Source organism: Streptacidiphilus albus JL83 (assembly GCF_000744705.1).
GTDB classification, from domain to species: domain Bacteria; phylum Actinomycetota; class Actinomycetes; order Streptomycetales; family Streptomycetaceae; genus Streptacidiphilus; species Streptacidiphilus albus.
On sequence record NZ_JQML01000001.1, the window covers coordinates 1,278,528 to 1,297,876 of the forward strand.

The following is a 19,349-nucleotide window of genomic DNA, read 5'->3' on the forward strand; positions in this document are numbered from 1 at the left end:
ACCAAAGGCCGACCGAAGGGGTCAACCCGTCATGTCCCGTAACCGCAGGGGCCTCGCCCTGCTCGCCTCCGCCACCGCGATCGTCGCCCTGGCCGGCTGTTCGTCCAGCAGTTCCGCCTCGGGTTCCGGCTCCTCGGCCCAGGCCGGTGGCAAGGCGACCATCAGCTTCATGTCCATCATGGACAGCGGCACGCAGAAGTCCACGCTGGTCGCGCTGACCAGCGCCTTCGAGAAGGCCAATCCGGGCATCACCGTCAACCTGGAGTACCAGACCAGCTACGGCAACCTGCTGGCCAAGGAGACCGCCGGGGTGGCCGCCCACAACGCCCCCACCCTCGGGCAGGTCCAGGAGAGCTGGGCGGCGACCTTCGCCAACAGCGACGCCATCCTGCCGCTCAGCCAGTACGCCGGCAGCAACAGCCCGGCCGGGCTCAGCGCCTTCTACAGCGGCGTCCAGAACGACCTGAAGCTGCCCGACGGCAAGCTGTGGATGTGGCCGTTCAACAAGAGCGTCCAGGTCATGTACTACAACGAGACCATGCTGAAGGCCAAGAACCTGCCGGCGCCCACCACCTGGGCCCAGTTCGCGACCGACGCCAAGGCCGTCTCCACCGGCGGGGTCACCGCGATCACCGTCGACCCGGGCACCACCTCCTCCCCGGCCGGCGGCGCGACCATGTTCGAGGCACTCACCGCCGCCTACGGCACCCCGGACTTCGCCGCCAACGGCACCCCGCAGCTGAACAGCCCGGCGGCGATCCAGGCGCTCACCTACATGGAGACGCTGAAGAACGAGGGCGCCCTCGCGGTCGGCACCGACTACCCGGGCGAGACCGCCCTCGGCGCGCAGAAGGGCGCCTTCGACCTGAGCAGCGCGGCCGGCTACTACTACGAGAACCAGGCCGTGGGCAGCAAGTTCCCGCTGGGGACCGAGGTCCTGCCCACCGGCCCCTCCGGCACCCCGACCAACATCCTCTCGGGCACCAACATCGCCATGTTCTCCGGCGCCTCCCCGGCCCAGCAGTCGGCCGGCTGGAAGTACATGCAGTTCCTCGCCTCGGCCTCCAGCCAGGCCCAGTGGGCCGAGCAGACCGGCTACCTGCCGGTCACCTCGCAGGCGCTGCCGCTGATGAGCAGCTTCATCGCCAAGAACCCCTACCTGACCACGGCCGTGGCCGCGCTCGAGTACGCGGTGGCGCAGCCGCCGTACACCTGGGTCCAGCAGGCCCAGGGCGAGGAGGTCGTCGCCATCCAGGCCGTCCTGGACAAGGGCGAGGACCCGACCACCGCGCTGAACGCGGCCCAGAAGGCAGCCCTCGCCGACCAGCAGAGCGCCCAGTGAGTTCTGCCGCATCCGACGCCTTGACGGGCGACCGGTCCGAGGTTCGCCGCCGGGGGCTCCTCCGGCGGCGCGCCTCGGCGCGCCGCCTGCCGAGCGCCGTGCCGAGCCGCCCGGTGGGCAGTTCGCGCGTCGCCACCGTGCTGAGCCGGACCCTGGCCGTCCTCGTCGGCCTGCTGTTCCTGCTGCCCTTCTACCTCGTGGTCGCCACCTCGCTGAACTCCGCCAGCGCGACCGCGTCCCTCTCCGGGATCCTGCTGCCGCACTGGCACTGGGGCAACTACGCCCGGGCCTGGGACGCGGAGCCGTGGACCCGGTACTTCCTGAACACCGTGCTGGTCGCCTCGCTGACCACGGTGCTGGTGCTGGCCACCTCGCTGCTGGCCGGGTTCGCCTTCGGGGTCATGCGGTTCAAGGGCCGCAACCAGCTGTTCCTGCTGGTGCTGTCGGTGCTGATGGTGCCCACCACGGTGCTGCTGATCCCCGACTACATCATCGCCACCGACATCAACTGGCTGGACACCTACTGGATCCAGATCATCCCCTTCGGCGCCAGCGTCTTCGGGGTCTTCCTGGTCCGGCAGTTCTTCCTGAGCCTGCCCACCGAACTCTTCGACGCCGCCGAACTGGACGGCGCCGGGCGGTTGCGGATGCTCTGGTACGTCGGGATGCCGATGGTCCGCCCGGCCCTGCTGATCATCGTCCTGAACACCTTCATGGCCAGCTGGAACTCCTTCCTGTGGCCGCTGATCATGACCACCAGCCCCAGCGTCCAGCCGATCGAGATCGGCGTCTCCAGCTTCGCCGGGGCCGACGGCACCGACTTCACCGGCATGTGCGCGGCGGTCACCTTCACCACCATGCCGGTGCTGGTGCTCTTCCTGGTGCTGCAGCGCCACTTCATCACCGGTGCCATGGCCGCCACCGGAGGCGTCCGTGGCTGAACCCGGCACCGCCTCCACCCACCTGACCGACCGTCGGAAGCCGGTGCTGGTCACCGACTTCGACGGAACGCTCTACCGGGGCGACGCCCCCCTGCACTACTACGCCGAGCGGGCCGCGCACCGGCTCCCGGCCGCCGACCGCGCGGCGCTGCTGGACGGGCTGGCCGGCTACCTGGACCAGGGCGCCCCGGTCCTGCCGGAGGCGGTGGACGGCTGGGAGGCCGTCGCCGTCCTCGGCCGCCGCCAGGGCCTCGGCCGGGACGTGCTCAACGCCGCCTTCGCCGAGACCCGGGCCCGGATGGCCGGGCCCGCCCTGGAACTGGAGGTCCCCACCGGCTACGCGGAGCTGCTGCTGGAGCTGCGGGGGCGGGGCGTGCGGGTGGTGCTCGCCACCAACAGCCCGGCCGAGGGCCTCGATCCGCTGCTGCGCCGGCTCGACGTGCTGCCGCTGGTGGACGAGGTGGTCTCCGGCACCGGCAAGCCGGCCGGACTGCACCGGCTGCTGCGGCGCGAACTCGGCCTCGCCGAGGACGCCGAGGCGTCCGAGGTCCGCGCCGGGGACGCCGCCCGACTGCTGGTGATCGGGGACCACTGGCACAACGACATCGCACCGGGGTTGGAGATCGGCGCGGTCGGCGCCTACATCGACCGCTTCGGCCGCGCCGACGGCCCCGCCCACCGCACCGCCCCCGTGATCGAGGATCTGCTCGACACCGTACGGACCTGGGCCGACGCCCGGTCGCTCGCCGAGAGGAACTGAGCACTCATGGTCGCTGTCGAATTCTGGGGTGGCCTCGGCGTCATCGGCGGAAGCAAGATCATGATCGAGGACGGCGGCCACCGGGTGCTGCTGGACATCGGTCTGGACATCCCCAGTGGCCGGGACCCCTTCCGCCGGCCGGTCCTGCTCCGGCCGGGACGCGAGCTGTCCGACCGGCTGCGGATGGGCGTCGCCCCGCGGATCCCCGGCCTGTTCGACCCGGACGCCCTGACCGCCGCCGCGCTCGGCCCGGTCCGCGGCCCCGCCCGGCCGGGGCACCGCCGGTTCGGGCTGGCCCGCGCTGGCCGCCGCCCTGGCCGAACCGGCGGGCGAGACCGCCGTCTTCGTCAGCCACCCGCACATCGACCACGTCGGCCTCGCCGGCTTCCTCCGCGAGGAGGTCGCCGTGCACGCCCACACCGACGCGGTCGACCTGCTCGACGCGCTCAGCGCCACCGGGCAGGGGCTCACCCACGGCGACCCGGCCTGGCGCCGGCTCACCGACGGCCAGCGCACCCGGGTCGGGCCGATCGAGGTGGAATGCGTCGCCGTGGACCACGACGTCCCCGGCGCCTCCGGCTACCTGGTCCGCACCTCCGCCGGGGTCCTCGCCTTCACCGGCGACATCCGGTTCCACGGCCACCACCCGGAGCGCTCCTGGGGCTTCGTCGAGCGCGCCGCCGAGTGCCAGGTCCTGGTCACCGAGGGCACCACCCTCGGCTGGGACCCCGGCGCCCGGCCCCGCGACGAGACCGACGTGCGGCGGGACTTCACCGAGCTGGTCGAGCGCACCCCCGGGCTGGTGCTGCTCTCCTGCTACCCGAGGGACCTGGAGCGGGTCAGCACCTTCCTCGGCATCGCCGCCGCGGCCGGGCGCACCGTCCTGTGGACCGAGCAGACCGCGGCCCTCCTGCGGCTGCTGGGCGTGGCGGAGGTGCTCTCCAGCGCCGACGTGCCCGCGAGCGAGCTGCACGCGGCGCCAGGCTCGTACGTGGTCGCGCCGGACCCGGACGACCTCGCCTCGCTGCTCGACCTGCCGGTCGGCGACGGCTACCCTGCCCCCGTCTTCGTCCACGCCAACGGCGAACCGCTGGGCCCCTTCGAGCCGCGCTGGGAGCCCTTCACCGACTGGCTGTCGGCGCTGGGCATCCCGCTGCGGCAGATCGGCTGCTCGGGCCACGCGAGCCAGGACCACCTGCACCTGATGCTGGAGCGGATGCGGCCGAGCACGGTCTTCCCCATCCACACGACCGCTCCGCTGCGGCTGCACCCGCCGACCGGCACCGCCCGCGTGGTCGCCGAGTACGCCGCCCGCTACGACTTCGCGGGCCGCGCCCGGTAGCCGACCGGCCGGAGCGGGCGGGCCGCCGCTGCCGGAGCGGGGCGCTCAGCGCCCCGCTCCGGCAGCGGTGAGCTGTTGCCAGGCCCGGTCCAGGGCCTCGATCAGCAGGTCGGCGCCCTCGACGGCCTCCGGCTCGGTCAGCGTCATCGGGGGCGCGATCCGCAGGACGTTGCCCCGGGCACCGCCCTTGCCGATCAGCAGGCCGAGTTGCTTGGCCTGCTCCAGCACGGCCGCCGCCGCGGCGGCGGAGGGCTCGCCCGCCGGGTCGACCAGCTCGACGCCGATCATCAGCCCGCGGCCGCGCACCTCCTGGACGATCGGCAGCCCGGCCGCGCGCAGCCGCTCGGTGAGCAGCGCGCCCATCGCCCGGGCATTGCCCTGCAGGTCGTGGTCGAGCAGGTGGCGCAGGTTGGCCAGGGCCCCGGCGGTGGTGATCGGGCTGCCGCCGAAGGTGGAGATGGAGTTGGCGTCCAGACAGTCCATCACCTCGGCGCGGGCGACCACTCCGCCCATGGACAGGCCGTTGCCGATGCCCTTGGCGAAGGTCAGCACATCGGGCGGGCCTGCCTCGGCGTGGGCCTGCCAGCCCCAGAAGTGGTCGCCGGTCCGGCCCCAGCCGGTCTGCACCTCGTCGGAGATCCAGAGGATGCCGTGCCGGTCGAGCACCCGCTTGAAGGCGGCGAACAGCCCGTCGGGGCCGCTGGTGAAGCCGCCGACGCCCTGGATCGGCTCGGCGATCAGCGCCGCGACCGGCCCGCCGACCTGGGTCAGCAGGTCCTCCAGGTCGGCGGTGCAGGCGGCGGTGAACTCGGCGTCGGACAGGTGCGCGAAGGGGCCCCGGGTGCGGACGCCGCCGTGGACGTAGAGGGTCTGCAGCGGCGAGAGGCTGCTCGGCGACCAACTGCTGTTGCCGGTGATCCCGATCGTGCTGAACGAGCGCCCGTGGTAGCTGTTGCGCATCGCCAGCACCTGGTTGGAGCGGCGGTAGGAGGTGGCGAGCAGCAGCGCCGCGTCGTTGGCCTCGGTGCCGGAGGTGGTGAAGAAGACCTTGGCGTCGGGGATGCCGGAGAGCTCGGCGATCTGCTCCGCCAGCTCCACCATCGGCGTGGAGAGGTAGAGGGTGGAGGTGTGGATGATCCGCCCGGCCTGCTCGGCGACCGCCTTGGTGACCTCGGGCAGGGCGTGGGCGGTCATGGTGGTGAGGATCCCGCCGAAGAAGTCCAGGTAACGGCGCCCCTCGGCGTCCCAGACATGGCGGCCCTCGCCGTGGGTCAGCTCGATGGGCTCGTCGTAGTAGACGGCCAGCCAGGCCGGGGTGACGGCGCGGTGGCGGCGGATCAGATCGGTCACGGCGGACTCGCTTCCCCCCTGCGGCGGCCGCAGGACGACGACGGTGCGGTGGCGGTTGGAGCGCGGATCGATGCCGGGCCCGGCGGTCAGGGCTCGGCGGTCAGGGCCCGGTGAGCGGTCCGTAGGCGTCGGGGCGGCGGTCGCGGTAGAACGCCCACTGGTTCCGGACCTCCTCGATCAGCCCGAAGTCCAGCTCCCGGACCACCAGTTCCTCCTCCTTGTCGGAGGCGGCCGCGCCGACCAGTCGGCCGCGCGGGTCGACGAAGTAGCTGGTGCCGTAGAAGTCGTTGTCGCCGTACTCCTCCGTGCCGACCCGGTTGATCGCCGCGATGAAGTACTCGTTGGCGACGGCGGCGGCCGGCTGCTCCAGCTGCCACAGGTAGGCGGACAGGCCGCGGCTGGTCGCGGAGGGGTTGTAGACCAGCTGCGCGCCGGCGAGTCCGAGGGCGCGCCAGCCCTCCGGGAAGTGCCGGTCGTAGCAGATGTAGACGCCGATCCGGCCGACGGCGGTGTCGAAGACCGGCCAGCCGAGGTTGCCCGGCCGGAAGTAGAACTTCTCCCAGAAGCCCTTCACCTGCGGGATGTGGTGCTTGCGGTACTTGCCCAGGTAGCTGCCGTCGGCGTCGATGACGGCGGCGGTGTTGTAGTACACGCCGGGCTGCTCCACCTCGTACACCGGGACGACCATCACCATCCCGAGCTCGCGGGCGAGCGAACGCATCCGGCTGACGGTGGGGCCCTCGGGGACGGCCTCGGCCCAGCGGTAGTGCTGTTCCTCCTGCACCTGGCAGAAGTAGGGGGCGTTGAAGACCTCCTGGAAGCCGATCACCTGTGCTCCCTGCGCGGCGGCCTCGCGGGCGTGGCGCTCGTGCAGGTCGACCATGGAGGCGCCGTCGCCGGTCCAGCGGGTCTGGACCAGGGCGGCGCGCACGATCTGCGAGCCGCGGTCGGCGGCGGATGCGGAATCCGACATGACTCACCCTCACCTTCGGCCGGGCCCGGGCCCGGCAGGTCTGGACGGCGTCCCGGACGACGGGGCGTCCCCGCTGCGCGGCAGGCAGTCGCGCCGGGACACACCGCGTGGCGGATACGTCCGTCGTAACGCAGCGAAGACGTTGATGTTTCCCGACCAGCGGCTAGATCACTCGTACGAGCGACAGATCTCCTCTCCGGTCGACTGCCCGGGCGTTTGCCCGGCCGACTGCCCGGGTGATGTCGGCAGCCACAGCGACGTGATCAGCGCGCGGACGCTCGCGGCGAAGAGCAGGTCCAGCTCGGGCGGCGCGGCCAGCGAGTGGGCCAGCTCCGGGTCCTGCTCGGCCGTCTCGTCGTCCCAGAGCTCCGGCTCACCGGGGTGCTGCCGGGGCGCGCGCTCCCGGTTGCGCTCCACCAGGACGAAGCCGACCACCTGGAACTGGACGGCGCGCACCGCCCGCGCCGCCTCCTCGCCGCGCAGTCCCGCCGCATGTGCCTCGTGCACCAGCGCCCGCTGGGCCGGCAGCATCATCACCTCGGTCAGGCCGCGCTCATGGACCAGCGCGATCAGGTGCGGACGCTGCCGCAGCAGCCGGCGCAGGGCCAGCGCCACCGACTCGGCGCGCCGGGCCGGGGTCGCCCCGACCGCTCTGATCTCCCCCATCTCCCGCACGGTCCGGGCCACCAGCTCGTCCAGCAGCGCCTCCCGGTTGCCGACGTGCCAGTAGATCGCGGTGACGGCGGTGCCCAGCTCGGCGGCCAGCCGGCGCATGGTCAGCGCCTTGGGCCCGTCCCGGCGGACGAGCTCGGCCGCGGTCGCGACGACCAGTTCCCGATTTATCTGATGATCCGTCACAGAAAGCTGCTCCCAAGGATGTTGGGCCCTGCAAGCCCCTTTACCCGGCACGCCCGGCGGAGTAACAGTGTTACAGAGAACTCGGGAGGAACGAGACGAAGGCGGTACAGCCATGGCACGCGTACGGTACGGCCCGCGCAGCGAGGCGGAGATCCGGGCAGCCAAGGGGGCCCGGGGCAGCCTGCCCGACATCTGGTCCACCGGGGTGGTCGCGGTCTGGGAGAGCGACCCCGACGCGGTCGCCCAGGTGCTCCCGCCGCCGCTCAAGCCCGCCGAGCGGGCGCTGGTGCGGGTGAACATCAGTCAGGTCGACCTCTTCGGCAGCCCCCTGGGGGCGGGCTCGTTCTCGGTGAGCGCCCAGCACGGGGCGCACACCGGCTGGTACCCGCTGGTGATGCCGATGACCACCGAACGGGCGCTGATCGGCGGCCGGGAGGTCTTCGGCGAGCCCAAGAAGCTCGGCGAGGTCGGCGTGGAGCGCCGGGCCGACCCGGGCGGCGACCTGGTCACCGCCCGGCTGACCCGGCACGGCATCTCCTTCGTCGAGGTGCGCGGCCGGGTGACCGGCGAGCTGCCGCTGCCCGAGCCGGTCGAGAAGCTCGACTTCTACCTCAAGTTCCTGCCCGCCGTGGACGGCGAGGGCTTCGACGCCGACCCGGTGCTGGTGCACTGCCTGCGCAACGAGCGGGTGCGGCGGCTGGAGGGCGTCGACGGCGAGGTGGTGCTGCGGGAGTCGGCGTTCGACCCGGTCGCGGACCTGCCGGTGCGCCGGCTGCTGGAGATCACCATCGGCGAGAAGACCTCCGACCAGCGCGGACGGGTGGTGGAGCGGCTCAGCGCCCAGGCCGTGCTGCCCTACGTCCACCAGCGCTACGACGACGCCCAGCAGGTCCTGGACTCCCCGGCCCCGCCCGCCGCGCCCGCCGGGGAGGCGTGATGGAACTCGTCACCGGACAGGTCGCCGTGGTCACCGGCGCGGCCGGCGGCATCGGTCTGGCCATGGCCGAGCGCTTCGCCGCCGAGGGACTGCGGGTGGTGCTCGCCGACGTGGAGGAGCCCGCGCTGGACAAGGCCGTCGCCGGGCTGCGGGAGCGCGGCGCGAGCGCGGTCGGCCAGGTCACCGACGTCTCCGAGCGCGACAGCGTGGAGGCCCTGGCGGAGGCCGCCTACCGCGCCTTCGGCGCGGTGCACGTGCTGTGCAACAACGCCGGCGTCGGCTCCGGGGCCGAGGGGCGGATGTGGGAGCACGAGCCCAACGACTGGAAGTGGGCCTTCGCCGTCAACGTCTGGGGCGTCTTCCACGGCATCCAGGCGTTCGTGCCCCGGATGCTGGCCGGCGGCGAACCCGGACACCTGGTCAACACCTCCTCCTCGGACGGCGGGATCGCACCGCTGCCGACCGCCTCGGTCTACGCGGTCACCAAGTCGGCCGTGGTCACCATGACCGAGTCGCTCTACGCCCACCTGCGGGCCGAGCGGGCGCCGATCGGCGCGTCGGTGCTCTTCCCCGGGCCGCACATGCTGCGCACCGGGCTGTGGGAGTCGCACCGCAACCGCCCCGAGCGCTACGCCAAGGAGCGTCCGCGCCGCACCCCCTACCGCAGCCTGGAGCAGTGGGAGGCGGCGATGGCCGCCGCCGGGCAGGAGATCGAGTTCACCCCGGTCGAGGAGGTCGCCGGGGTCGTGGTGGACGGCATCCGCGCCGACCGCTTCTGGATGCTGCCGCCGAGCGAGCACAGCGACCGCCAGATCCGCGCCCGCTCGCAGTCGATGCTGGACCGCAGCAACCCCGCCTACCTGGAGCACTTCATCCTGGAGGAGGAGTGATGACGGACGGTCGGCCGACGGACAGTCAGCCGTACGACGAGCCCTACCTGGTGGTCTCCTCCGACTGCCACGCCGGGCTGCCCACCGAGCAGTACCGGCCCTACCTGGAGTCCGCGCACCACCGCGCCTTCGACCGGTTCCTGTCCGAGGCCGCGTCCCGGCGCGAGGACGCGACCCGGCTCGGGGTGCGCAACGAGGCCTTCGCGCAGAAGTGGTTCGAGGATCACGAGGAGGGCCTGCGCGGCGGCTGGGACCCGGCGCAGCGCGACAAGGAGCTGGACGGCGACGGCGTGGCCGGCGAGGTGGTGTTCCCGGACGCGGACGCGGTGGACAGCACCACCGCCGCGCCCTTCGGCGTCGGCCTGGGGCTGAGCGGCGACCAGGACCCGGTGCTGGGGATGGCCGGGGCACGGGCGCACAACCGCTGGCTGGCCGAGTTCATCGCCGGCGGCGCGCAGCCGGAACGGCGCTGCGGGGTGGCACTGCTGCCGATCACCGGGGACGTGGACGTGGCGGTGGCCGAGGTCCGCCGGGCGCACGCCTCCGGCCTGGGCGCGGTGATGATCCCGGCCATGTGGGTGGACAAGGCCCCCTACCACGACCGCCGCTACGACCCGGTCTGGGCGGTCTGCCAGGAGCTGCGGATGCCGGTGGTGACCCACTCCGGCTCGGCGCCGCGCCACGAGTACGGCGACCACCTGGGCATCTACGTCACCGAGGTGACGTTCTGGCCCTCCCGCCCGCTGTGGTTCCTGCTCTGGTCCGGCGTGTTCGAGCGGTTCCCGGGGCTGCGCTTCGGGGTGGCGGAGTCGGGCTGCTGGTGGCTGCCCAACCTGCTGTGGTTCATGGACCGGCTCTACCTGGGCGCGCACGGGGGCAAGAAGCTCTCGCCGTTCGCCGAGCTGACCATGGCGCCCAGCGCCTACGTGGACCGCAACTGCTTCATCGCCGCGACCAACACCAAGCGGCGGGAGCTGGCGCAGCGCTACGAGATCGGGGTCGGCTCGATCTGCTGGGGCAGCGACTTCCCGCACCCGGAGGGCACCTGGCCGAACACCCGGCAGTGGATGCGGACCACCTTCCACGACATCCCGATCGGCGAGACCCGGCAGATGCTGGGGCTGTCCTGCGCCGAGGTCTTCGGCTTCGACCTGGCGAAGCTGGCCCCGATCGCCAGGCGGATAGGCCCCACGCCGGCCGAACTGGGCCAGCCGGAGGACCAGTCGGCGGTGGAGGCGGCCTGGGCCCCGGCCCGCGAGGTCGGCCGGCACTGGCTGACCGGCCGCGACTTCCCGTTCATCGGCACCGCCGCCCCGACCGAAGGGAGCACCCTGTGAACCCGGCGAGCCCTGTGAACCCGGCGAGCCCTGCGCCCCCTCCGGCGACGGAGCCCGAGCGTTACACCGTGATCTCGGCGGACTGCCATGCCGGCGCCGACCTGCTGGACTACCGGCCCTACCTGGAGTCCCGGCACCACGCGGCCTTCGACGCCTGGGCGGCGGCGTACGTCAACCCCTATGCCGACCTGCAGGCGCCCGAGGCGGAGCGCAACTGGGACTCGCCCCGCCGGCTGGCCGAGCTGGAGCAGGACGGCATCGTCGCCGAGGTGGTGTTCCCGAACACCGTCCCGCCGTTCTTCCCCAGCGCCTCGCTGATGGCGGGTCAGCCGGGGCCGGAGGAGTTCGCCCAGCGCTGGGCCGGGCTCCAGGCACACAACCGCTGGATGGCCGACTTCTGCGCCCAGGCGCCGGGGCGCCGCGCGGGGACCTTCCAGATCCTGCTCGGCGACGTGGACGCGGCCGTGGCCGAGGTCCGGCGCTGTCACACGGCCGGGCTGACCGGCGGAGTGGTGCTGCCGGGCGTCCCGCCGGGGGCGCCGGTGCCGGAGCTCTACTCCAGGGTCTACGACCCGCTGTGGGCGGTCTGCGCCGAGCTCGGCGTCCCGGTCAACCACCACGGCGGCTCGGCCAGTCCGGAGCTGGGGCCCGAACCGGCCGCGCGGGCCGTGTTCATGGTGGAGACCACCTGGTTCTCGCACCGGGCGCTGTGGCACCTGCTCTTCGGCGGGGCGTTCAAGCGCCACCCGGGGCTGCGGCTGGTGCTGACCGAGCAGGGCTCGGGCTGGATCCCGGGCGTGCTGGACATGCTGGACTACTACCACCGGCGGCTGGTCGGCGCGGCGACCCGGGCGGCCACGGCCCCGCCGGACACCGACCGGCCGCAGACGGCGGAGTCCAAGTTCGGCGCGGGGCTGGCCGAGTCCATGGGCGACAGCCCGCACGAGGTCTGGGACCGCAACTGCTTCGTCGGCGCGAGCTTCATGCGCGCCCACGAGGTGCCGCTGCGGCACCGGATCGGCCTCGACAAGATCATGTGGGGCAGCGACTTCCCGCATGACGAGGGCACCTGGCCGCACAGCACCGAGGCGCTGCGCACCGCCTACGCCGGACTGCCCCGCGCCGAGGTCGCGGCCATGGTCGGCAGCAACGCGGCCCGGGTCTACGGCTTCGACCTGCCCGCGCTGGACGCGTTGGCGGCCAAGGTCGGCCCGCTGGTGAGCGAGGTGGCGCAGCCGCTGGACGCCCCGCCGCCGGGCGCGACCAGCCCGGCCTTCGCCGTCGGCTCCAGCGTCCGCGTCTGGTGAACGCGCTGCGGTGGTGCGCTCCAGATCGTTCGGGGGCGCACCGCCGCACCGGGGGCTGTGCCCGGAAACTGTTCCATACCGGTCGGTAACAACCTCTAGTCAGCGCGTATCCGACCGGCCTACGCTTCCGCCATGCCGAACCTGCCCAATGCCGTGCTGTGGTCGATACCCGCGTTCGTCCTGCTGACCGTCATCGAGATCGTGTCCTTCCTGGTCCACCCGGACGAGGACGAGCTCGGGTACACCGGGAAGGACACCGCGACCAGCCTCACCATGGGCCTCGGCAGCCTGGTCACCAACCTGGGCTGGAAGATACCGGCGTTCGCCCTCTACAACGTGCTCTACGCGGTGGCGCCGGTGCACGTCCCGGTCCACTGGTGGACCACCGTGCCGCTGATGCTGCTCGGCCAGGACCTCTGCTACTACTGGTCGCACCGGAGCACCCACCGGGTGCGGCTGCTCTGGGCCCAGCACGTGGTGCACCACTCCAGCCGCAACTACAACCTCTCGACCGCGCTCCGACAGCCCTGGACCGATCTGACCTTCGGCCTCTTCTACGCACCGCTGGTGCTGCTCGGGGTCTCCCCCGCCGCCGTGGCCTTCTGCTCCCCGTCAACCTGGTGTACCAGTTCTGGATCCACACCGAGCGCATCGACAAGCTGCCGCGCCCGATCGAGTTCCTCTTCAACACCTCGCACCACCGGGTGCACCACGCCTCGCAGGGCGGCTACCTGGACCGCAACTTCGGCGGCATCCTGATCGTCTGGGACCGGCTGTTCCGCTCCTTCACCCCGGAGACGGACCGCCCGGTCTACGGCCTCACCAAGAACATCAGGACCTTCAACCCGCTGGTCGTCGCGACCCACGAGTACGCCGCCCTCTACCAGGACCTGGCCTCCGCCCACGGCTGGCGCCAGCGGGCCGGCTTCCTCTTCCGCGGCCCCGGCTGGCGTCCGGCCGAGGCCGAGGGCGCCGCCGCCGAGGCGAGCGGCGTGCGGGTAGCCGCGTGAGGAACAGCGTCCGCGCCGGCCGGGTGCTGGTGAACTACACCGTCACCTGCGTCGGCTACCTCTTCCTGCTGCTGATCGGGGCCACCCCCGCCACCGACGTGCTGAAGCCGCTGCTGATGCCCCGGCTGGCGGTCGCGCTCTCCGCGTCGGCGCACCCGGTGCGGCTGCCCCGGCTGCTGCTCGGCGCGCTGCTGGCGTCCTGCGCCGGCGACACCTTCCTGCTGTTCGGCGGGGCCTGGTTCCTGGTCGGCATGGGCGGCTTCGCCGCCGCCCACGTCTGCTACGTCGCCTTCTTCGTCCGGCGCGGCGCGCTGCGCGACCGGCGCCGACTGCTGCGGACCGCCGCCCCCTACGCCGTGCTCTGGGTGCTGCTGATCACCCTGCTCTGGCCCGACCTGGCGTCCGGCCTGCGGATCCCGCTGGCCGGCTACAGCCTGCTGCTCACCGGCACCGCCGTCAGCTCCGCCTGCGCCGGCCGCCGCACCGGCCTCGGCGGCGCGCTCTTCCTGCTCTCCGACAGCCTGATCGCCTCCGGCCTGGCCCACTGGCCGCAACTGCCGGTCGCCGACGTCTGGGTGATGGCCACCTACCTCCTCGGCCAGTACCTCCTCGCCTCCGGCGCGACGGCCGACCCGCCCATCGGCGGAGTCGGGCCGACGGTCGAGGGCGAGGTCGGCGGTAGCGTTGTCCTGAGCAGCGGCTGACCGTCCCGGCACCGGCCGGCGCCATCCACGGAGAAGAAGTCCGGTGAACGAGCTCTACGAGAAGCTCCGCAAGATCAAGGAAGAGCTGCCCGAGCTGCCCTCGATCTGGGGTGTCGAGATCTCCGGTGGCGAGATCATCATGATGGCCCGCCCGGACAACCGGCATGAGTTCATCGCGCGCCGGGTGCAGCGGCAACTGGCCACCCAGATCGACGAGGAGTCAGGCCTGGACGCCTACACGGGTCCCGAGATCGAGAACCCCGGGCTGGGCAAGAACCGGAAGCCCGATGTCCTGGTCATCCCCGAGCGCGCGCTGCTCCGCGAGGGCAACAGCGTGCGCCCCGAGGATGTGGAGATCGTCTTCGAGGTGGTGTCGGTGTCGAATCCGGAGAACGACTACGCCGGGAAGATCCGCGACTACGCCGCCATGAACATCCCCTGGTATGTGATCATCGATCCCCGCACCGGCACCGGCCTGGTCCAGTCGGGCCCCGATGTGCGCGGCGACGCGAGCAGCTACCGCACCCGCACCACCTTCGCCTTCGGCGAGGTGGTCGAGGCGGCCGGATACCGGATCTCGACGGCGGTCTTCCCGACCTACGACTCGTCCGCCGCCTGACGGCGGCCGGGCGGCGCGCCGCCCCGCGCCCGCGTCAGGTCCAGGTCAGAGCGAGAGGTCGACCACGACCGGGGCGTGGTCGGAGGTGCCCTTGCCCTTGCGGGCCTCGCGGTCGACGTAGGCGTCGGCGACGGCCGCGACGAAGGGCTTGTTGCCGTAGGCGAAGTCGATCCGCATGCCCCTGTTCTTGGGGAAGGCCAGCGCCCGGTAGTCCCAGAAGGTGTAGGGGCGGTCGTACTTGAGCGCGCGCGGGTATACGTCGGCGAGCCCGGCCTCGCGGAGGTCGGCCAGGGCCTGGCGCTCGGGCGCGGTGACGTGGGTGCTGCCCTCCAGCGCGGCCGGGTCCCAGACGTCCTCGTCGGTCGGGATCACGTTGAAGTCGCCGAGGACCGCGAACGGCCGCTCCCCCGCCGTGTCGGCCAGCACGGCCGCCCGCAGGGCCGCGAACCACTCCAGCTTGTAGGCGTAGTGGGGGTGGCCGACCTCACGGCCGTTGGGGACGTACACCGACCAGACCCGGACCGGGCCGCAGGTCGCCGCGATGGCCCGGGGCTCCTGCTCGGGCTCGGCCGCGATCAGGGTGGACTCCGCCGCCGCCTCCTCCGCGAGGTAGCCCGGCTGGTTCGGCAGGCCGCGCACCACGTCGTCCAGCCCCAGCTTGGAGAGGATCGCCACGCCGTTCCAGCGGCCGGTGCCGTGCGTCGCCGCCTCGTAGCCGAGCTCGCGAACCGCCTCGTAGGGGAAGGCGTCCGACGTGCACTTCAGCTCCTGGAGGCAGAGCACGTCGGGGGCGGCCGTGCCCAGCCACTCCAGCAGCTTCGGAAGCCTGGCGTTGACCGAGTTGATGTTCCAGGTGGCGACGCGAACAGTCATGGGAGCGCTCTTCCGTGCGGAGTCGGGAGGTCGCTCCTAAGCTACCGTCCGGCACCGACAGCGGCCGGTCCCGCGCGCTCCGCCACCCTTCCGGGGGGTCGGGTCGAGCTCCTCCGGGGGGCGGGGGCACAATCGGATGGCGGACGCGGGAGCGTCCTCGGTTCGATCGTCCAACGGTAGGTCAAGCGGAACGGCGTGGTGCACGTGCAACTGGCAGCGGCGGCAGCGGCGGCGCCCCTCTACACCGGCCCCCCGGCCTGGACCTTCGACCGGGTCTTCACCATGTGGCAGGCCGAGCCGGTGGTGCTGGCCATCGCGGTGCTCGGGACGGCCGGCTATCTGCTCGGCATGCTGCGGATGCACCGTGAGGGGGCGGCCTGGCGCCAGGGCCGTACCGTCGCCTTCGTCCTCGGCATGGCGCTGTGGGTGTTCACCTGCTGCTCCGGTCTGGGCGTGTACGAGAAGGTGGTGTTCACCGACCGGGCCCTGCAGTCCGTACTGCTGCTGATGGTGGTGCCGCTGCTGCTGGCCATGGGCGCGCCGGTCACCGTCCTGGTCGAGGCCGCGCCCCGGAAGTTCCGGGCGTGGATGCGGGCGGCGCTGCGCGGCCGGGTCTCGCAGGTGCTGATGTTCCCGCTGGTGTCGACGGTGATGCTGATGGTCCCGCCGTGGCTGCTGTTCTTCAGTCCCTGGCTCAGGCTCTCGCTGACCACCGACAGCTGGAACTACCTGTTCCACGTCTCCTTCGTGCTCTTCGGGCTGGCCTACTTCTGGCCCCGGTTGCAGATCGACCCGGTGGGCCGGAAGTACCCGCCGTTGCTGGGCATCGTGATCACCATCGCCGAGGTGCTCTGCGACGCGGCCCTGGGCTTCGTGCTGGTCTTCGGCGGGCATCTGCTGGTCCCGGACTACTGGGCGCAGCTGCACCGGCCCTGGGGTCTCTCGCCGCTGGCGGACCAGTCCTGGGGCGGGGCGGTGCTCTGGGGGCTCGGCGACATCGCCGGCGTGCCCTTCCTGGTCGCGCTGATCGTCTCAGTGATCCGGGAGGACCGGCTGAAGACCGCCGAGGTCGACCAGCAGCTCGACGCCGAGGCGGCGGCCCGGATCGCCGAGCAGGCCGGAAAGCAGGCCGGGGAACGGGCCGGGGAACGGGCCGGGAGCCGGACCACGGGCAGGGCCGAGCCGGAGGCGGCAGCCGCGCCCAGCGCCGCCGAGCTGCTGGAGCAGGAGACCATGCGCCCCTGGTGGCTGGACGACCCCAACCTGGCCCACCGCTACGGCGGTGCGAACGCCGCCGGCGAGAGCTGACGCCCGGCCCCTCCCCCGGCGCTCAGCCCCGGCCGTACTCCTCCTCGGCCTGCCAGAAGAAGACGTATCCCGCCAGGCCCACCAGCAGCGACCAGCCGAGGGTGATCTCCCAGACATGGCGGGGCAGCAGGTCGGCGGTGACCGACTGCATCAGCGCGTAGCGCATCAGGTCGTTGAAGATCAGCGCCGGGTTGAGGTTGAGCATCGTCGCCACCCACTTCGGGGCGTGTGCGGTGAAGGTGCTGACGCTCCAGAAGACGCCGGACAGGTACATCCAGGTCCGGATGACGAACGGCATCAGCTGCGCCATGTCCGTGGTCTTCGAGCCGATCCGGGCCATGAACAGGGCCAGCCCGGCGTTGAAGGCCGACTGGAGCAGCAGCACCGGGACCACCAGCAGCCAGCGCACGGTCAGCGGCTCCCCGGTGGCCAGCACGATCACCCCCAGCACCGCCATCGAGAACAGCAGCTGCTGGAGCTGGATCACGGTGAAGGCGATCGGCAGGCAGGCGCGGGGGAAGTGCAGCGCCCGGATCAGTCCGAGGTTGTCGGTGATCGACCTGGTTCCGGCCAGCACCGCCGACTGGGTGAACTGGAAGACGAACACCCCGGTGCACAGGTAGGCGATGAAGTTGGGGATGCCCCGGTTGGTGCCCAGCAGCAGGCCGAAGATCAGGTAGTAGACGGCCGCGTTCAGCAGCGGCGTCATCACCTGCCAGATCTGGCCCAGCCGGGCCGCCGTGTACATCGCGGTGAGCCGGGCGGTGGCGAAGGCGACGATGAAGTGCCGACGCGACCAGAGCCGGCGGGTGTAGACCGGCAGTGAGGGCCGCTCTCCGCTGACGGCCAGTCCGTGGGCCGCCGCCAGGGCGGCCAGGTCCGCGCTGCGCCCGGCCGCCGCCGGGTCCGCACCCGGGCCCTCGGCGCCCTGGTTCGCCGCCGCGCCCGGCTCGGCGGTGTCCACGCCGCCGTTGTCCTCGATCACGCTCCGACATTCTCATGTCGGCGCCGGGACGGCAGCGCGGACACCACCGGGGAGCGAAACGGGGAGCGAAACGCTGCCCGGTCGGCGGACGGTCAGATCACCGGCGGGCGGCCCAGCCTGGTCATCCGCCAGACGGTGCGCCAGCGCATCGGCCGGCGCGGGCCGCAGGGCGTGCGCCAGCCCTCGGCGAAGCCGCCGAACCAGGCCCTGAGCGCCTCGCCGGAGGGCCGCCGGGCGAGGGTGAGCAGCACCCAGGTCCCCAGGTAGACCGGGACCAGCAGGGCCGGGAGGTTGCGCCGGGCGAGCCAGACCCGGTTGCGGGCGATGTTGCGGTTGTAGACGGCGTGCCGACTGGGCGCGGTCTTGGGGTGGTGCAGCAGGATGTCGGCCCGGTACTGGATCCGCCAGCCCGCGTCGAGCGCGCGCCAGGCCAGGTCGGTCTCCTCGTGCCCGTAGAAGAACTCCGCGGGCAGCTGCCCGGCCTGGGCGAAGACCGTGCTGCGGACCGCGCTGGCGCCGCCGAGGAAGGTGGTGACCTCGGAGGAGTGCATCGGGTCGGCGGCCCGCAGCCGGGGGACGTGCCGGCGCTGGGTCTCGCCGCTGTCCGGGTCGGCGATCCGGAAGCTGACGATGCCGAGGCGCGGGTCGGCGGCGAAGGCGGCCCGGAGCTTCTCCGCGTCGTCCGGCTGCGGCAGCAGCCCGTCGTCGTCCAGGAAGAGCACCACGTCGACGTCGGAGCCGTTGGGCCCGAAGGCCTCGATGCCGACGTTGCGTCCGCCCGGGATGCCGAGGTTCTCGTCGGTCCTGATGCCGCAGACGCCGGCCGGCAGCGGCGGCACCTCGACGCCGTTGGCGACGACCACCACCTCGACCACCGGGCCGTGCTGCGCGGCGACCGAGTCGAGCAGCGCGGCCAGCTCGACCGGGCGGGTGCCCTGGGTGAGGACGACCGCGCCCAGCTTCAGTTCGTCGGACACGGCGGTCACCTGAGCCGGCTGGAGAGGGTGATGCTGAGCAGGTGCAGGAAGGTCTGCAGCACCGCGATGGCGGCGAGCACGGCGACCGCGATCCGGGTGAACAGCAGGTCCCCGTGGACGCTGTCGGCGATCCCGGCGGCGAGCAGCACCAGCGAGGCCTCGACGCCGCCGATCAGCCGGTGGAACTTGAGCGCGGCGGCGGCCTTGCGGGCCTTGGCCACCCCGGCCGCGCGCGGCACCGAGGCGGCGTCGTCGACGGCGGTCAGCCCGCGCCGGATCCGGGCGACGTCGACCAGGTCGGTCTCGGCCTTGATCAGGATCGCGCCGAGCGCGGCGACGGTGCCGAGGAAGGCCCACATCCAGGCGCGGGCGCCGTGCTGCTGGAACAGGTCGGCGGCGCGCAGGCCGGCCCCGGTGAGCAGCGCGGCCTCGGACAGGTAGTGGCCGACCCGGTCGAGGTAGACACCGGTGGTGGAGGTCTGCTTGCGCCAGCGGGCGAGCTCGCCGTCGACGCAGTCCAGGCCGAGGTAGACCTGGATCAGCAGGGCCGCCAGCACCGCCCCGGCGAGCCCGGGGATCAGCAGGGCCGCGCCGCCGAGGATGCCGGTGACCATCATCAGCCAGGTCAGCTGGTTGGGGCTGACCGGGGCGTCGATGAGGTGCCGGGTGATCCGGGAGGAGATCCGGCGCATGTAGATGCGGCCGGCCCAGTGCTCGCCGGAGCGCCGGTCGAGCAGGCCCTCGGGGTGCGCGACCGCCCGGAACTCGGCGAGGGTGGGCTTGCCGCCCTTGGGACGGGCAGGCTGCCCGGGTCGTTCGGGGGCGGAACCAGGTGC

At 72.6% G+C, this 19,349-nt stretch carries 18 protein-coding genes and 1 pseudogene; 12 read left to right on the forward strand and 7 right to left on the reverse strand.

Translation table 11 applies throughout. The features are described 5' to 3' along the window. The first annotated feature begins 31 nt into the window (after nt 1–31). The 4 genes from BS75_RS05560 (at nt 32) to BS75_RS05575 (ending at nt 4,385) form a co-directional block, all read left to right on the forward strand. Nucleotides 32–1,342 (forward strand): extracellular solute-binding protein, encoded by a 1,311-nt coding sequence (locus tag BS75_RS05560; protein WP_034087393.1) that lies wholly within the window; start codon nt 32–34, stop codon nt 1,340–1,342. Nucleotides 1,343–1,455: 113 nt separating this feature from the next. After that, the gene (locus BS75_RS05565; RefSeq protein WP_197091902.1) at nt 1,456–2,283 is read left to right on the forward strand and encodes a carbohydrate ABC transporter permease; all 828 of its coding nucleotides are present in this window, start codon (nt 1,456–1,458) and stop codon (nt 2,281–2,283) included. Then, nucleotides 2,276–3,043 (forward strand): HAD family hydrolase, encoded by a 768-nt coding sequence (locus BS75_RS05570; protein WP_034087394.1) that lies wholly within the window; start codon nt 2,276–2,278, stop codon nt 3,041–3,043. The genes BS75_RS05565 and BS75_RS05570 overlap by 8 nt, the downstream gene beginning before the upstream one ends. Nucleotides 3,044–3,356: 313 nt before the next feature. Then, complete coding sequence (locus BS75_RS05575) at nt 3,357–4,385, forward strand: MBL fold metallo-hydrolase (protein WP_231608098.1); 1,029 nt, start codon at nt 3,357–3,359, stop codon at nt 4,383–4,385. A gap of 45 nt (nt 4,386–4,430) precedes the next feature. On the opposite strand, the gene BS75_RS05580 is transcribed toward BS75_RS05575, so the two are convergent. The 3 genes from BS75_RS05580 to BS75_RS05590 form a co-directional block, all read right to left on the reverse strand. After that, nucleotides 4,431–5,735: an aspartate aminotransferase family protein gene (locus BS75_RS05580; protein ID WP_034087396.1), complete on the reverse strand. Its 1,305-nt coding sequence runs from the start codon at nt 5,733–5,735 to the stop codon at nt 4,431–4,433. Between the two features lie 100 nt (nt 5,736–5,835). Beyond that, nucleotides 5,836–6,708, reverse strand: coding sequence for a nitrilase-related carbon-nitrogen hydrolase (locus tag BS75_RS05585; protein ID WP_034087397.1), 873 nt, complete (start codon nt 6,706–6,708; stop codon nt 5,836–5,838). 168 nt (nt 6,709–6,876) lie between these two features. Further along, nucleotides 6,877–7,566 (reverse strand): TetR/AcrR family transcriptional regulator, encoded by a 690-nt coding sequence (locus tag BS75_RS05590; protein WP_042437530.1) that lies wholly within the window; start codon nt 7,564–7,566, stop codon nt 6,877–6,879. Nucleotides 7,567–7,678: 112 nt separating this feature from the next. Here BS75_RS05590 and BS75_RS05595 point away from each other — a divergent pair, with 112 nt between their 5' ends. The 7 genes and pseudogenes from BS75_RS05595 (at nt 7,679) to BS75_RS05625 (ending at nt 14,370) form a co-directional block, all read left to right on the forward strand. Beyond that, entirely contained in the window at nt 7,679–8,503 is an 825-nt protein-coding gene (locus BS75_RS05595) for an acetoacetate decarboxylase family protein (RefSeq protein WP_034087398.1), read from the forward strand. Further along, nucleotides 8,503–9,393: an SDR family NAD(P)-dependent oxidoreductase gene (locus tag BS75_RS05600; protein ID WP_034087399.1), complete on the forward strand. Its 891-nt coding sequence runs from the start codon at nt 8,503–8,505 to the stop codon at nt 9,391–9,393. Before BS75_RS05595 ends, BS75_RS05600 begins: the two co-directional genes overlap by 1 nt. Then, nucleotides 9,393–10,730, forward strand: coding sequence for an amidohydrolase family protein (locus tag BS75_RS05605; protein ID WP_034087400.1), 1,338 nt, complete (start codon nt 9,393–9,395; stop codon nt 10,728–10,730). Before BS75_RS05600 ends, BS75_RS05605 begins: the two co-directional genes overlap by 1 nt. A 68-nt stretch (nt 10,731–10,798) precedes the next feature. Then, nucleotides 10,799–12,037, forward strand: a complete 1,239-nt coding sequence (locus BS75_RS05610; RefSeq protein WP_034087401.1) for an amidohydrolase family protein — start codon at nt 10,799–10,801, stop codon at nt 12,035–12,037. A 132-nt stretch (nt 12,038–12,169) separates the two neighbouring features. Continuing rightward, nucleotides 12,170–13,047: pseudogene (locus tag BS75_RS43215) on the forward strand (sterol desaturase family protein). After that, nucleotides 13,044–13,751, forward strand: coding sequence for a lysoplasmalogenase (locus BS75_RS05620; RefSeq protein WP_063771458.1), 708 nt, complete (start codon nt 13,044–13,046; stop codon nt 13,749–13,751). The pseudogene BS75_RS43215 and the gene BS75_RS05620 overlap by 4 nt, the downstream one beginning before the upstream one ends. A 43-nt stretch (nt 13,752–13,794) precedes the next feature. Further along, nucleotides 13,795–14,370: a Uma2 family endonuclease gene (locus tag BS75_RS05625; protein ID WP_034087402.1), complete on the forward strand. Its 576-nt coding sequence runs from the start codon at nt 13,795–13,797 to the stop codon at nt 14,368–14,370. A 45-nt stretch (nt 14,371–14,415) separates the two neighbouring features. Here the strand turns inward: BS75_RS05625 and BS75_RS05630 are convergent, their stop codons facing one another. After that, nucleotides 14,416–15,243, reverse strand: a complete 828-nt coding sequence (locus BS75_RS05630) for an exodeoxyribonuclease III (RefSeq protein ID WP_034087403.1) — start codon at nt 15,241–15,243, stop codon at nt 14,416–14,418. A 198-nt stretch (nt 15,244–15,441) separates the two neighbouring features. On the opposite strand from BS75_RS05630, the gene BS75_RS43935 reads away from it, so the two are divergent. Then, the gene (locus tag BS75_RS43935; RefSeq protein ID WP_152645771.1) at nt 15,442–16,551 is read left to right on the forward strand and encodes a cytochrome c oxidase assembly protein; all 1,110 of its coding nucleotides are present in this window, start codon (nt 15,442–15,444) and stop codon (nt 16,549–16,551) included. Nucleotides 16,552–16,573: 22 nt separating this feature from the next. Here BS75_RS43935 and BS75_RS05640 read toward each other — a convergent pair whose 3' ends face one another. From BS75_RS05640 to BS75_RS05650, 3 genes are all read right to left on the reverse strand, one after another. Next, entirely contained in the window at nt 16,574–17,515 is a 942-nt protein-coding gene (locus BS75_RS05640) for an ABC transporter permease (RefSeq protein WP_081983210.1), read from the reverse strand. 113 nt (nt 17,516–17,628) lie between these two features. Next, nucleotides 17,629–18,501, reverse strand: a complete 873-nt coding sequence (locus BS75_RS05645) for a glycosyltransferase family 2 protein (RefSeq protein ID WP_034092470.1) — start codon at nt 18,499–18,501, stop codon at nt 17,629–17,631. Between the two features lie 17 nt (nt 18,502–18,518). Beyond that, complete coding sequence (locus BS75_RS05650; protein ID WP_231608099.1) at nt 18,519–19,250, reverse strand: CDP-alcohol phosphatidyltransferase family protein; 732 nt, start codon at nt 19,248–19,250, stop codon at nt 18,519–18,521. Between the last annotated feature and the right edge of the window lie 99 nt (nt 19,251–19,349).

Bases quoted from the DNA above. Each gene is read 5' to 3' on its own strand.
- BS75_RS05605 (WP_034087400.1), top strand. From the start codon at position 9,393: ATGACGGACGGTCGGCCGACGGACAGTCAGCCGTACGACGAGCCCTAC.
- BS75_RS05600 (WP_034087399.1), top strand. From the start codon at position 8,503: ATGGAACTCGTCACCGGACAGGTCGCCGTGGTCACCGGCGCGGCCGGC.
- BS75_RS05595 (WP_034087398.1), top strand. From the start codon at position 7,679: ATGGCACGCGTACGGTACGGCCCGCGCAGCGAGGCGGAGATCCGGGCA.
- BS75_RS05585 (WP_034087397.1), bottom strand. From the start codon at position 6,708: ATGTCGGATTCCGCATCCGCCGCCGACCGCGGCTCGCAGATCGTGCGC.
- BS75_RS05630 (WP_034087403.1), bottom strand. From the start codon at position 15,243: ATGACTGTTCGCGTCGCCACCTGGAACATCAACTCGGTCAACGCCAGG.
- BS75_RS05560 (WP_034087393.1), top strand. From the start codon at position 32: ATGTCCCGTAACCGCAGGGGCCTCGCCCTGCTCGCCTCCGCCACCGCG.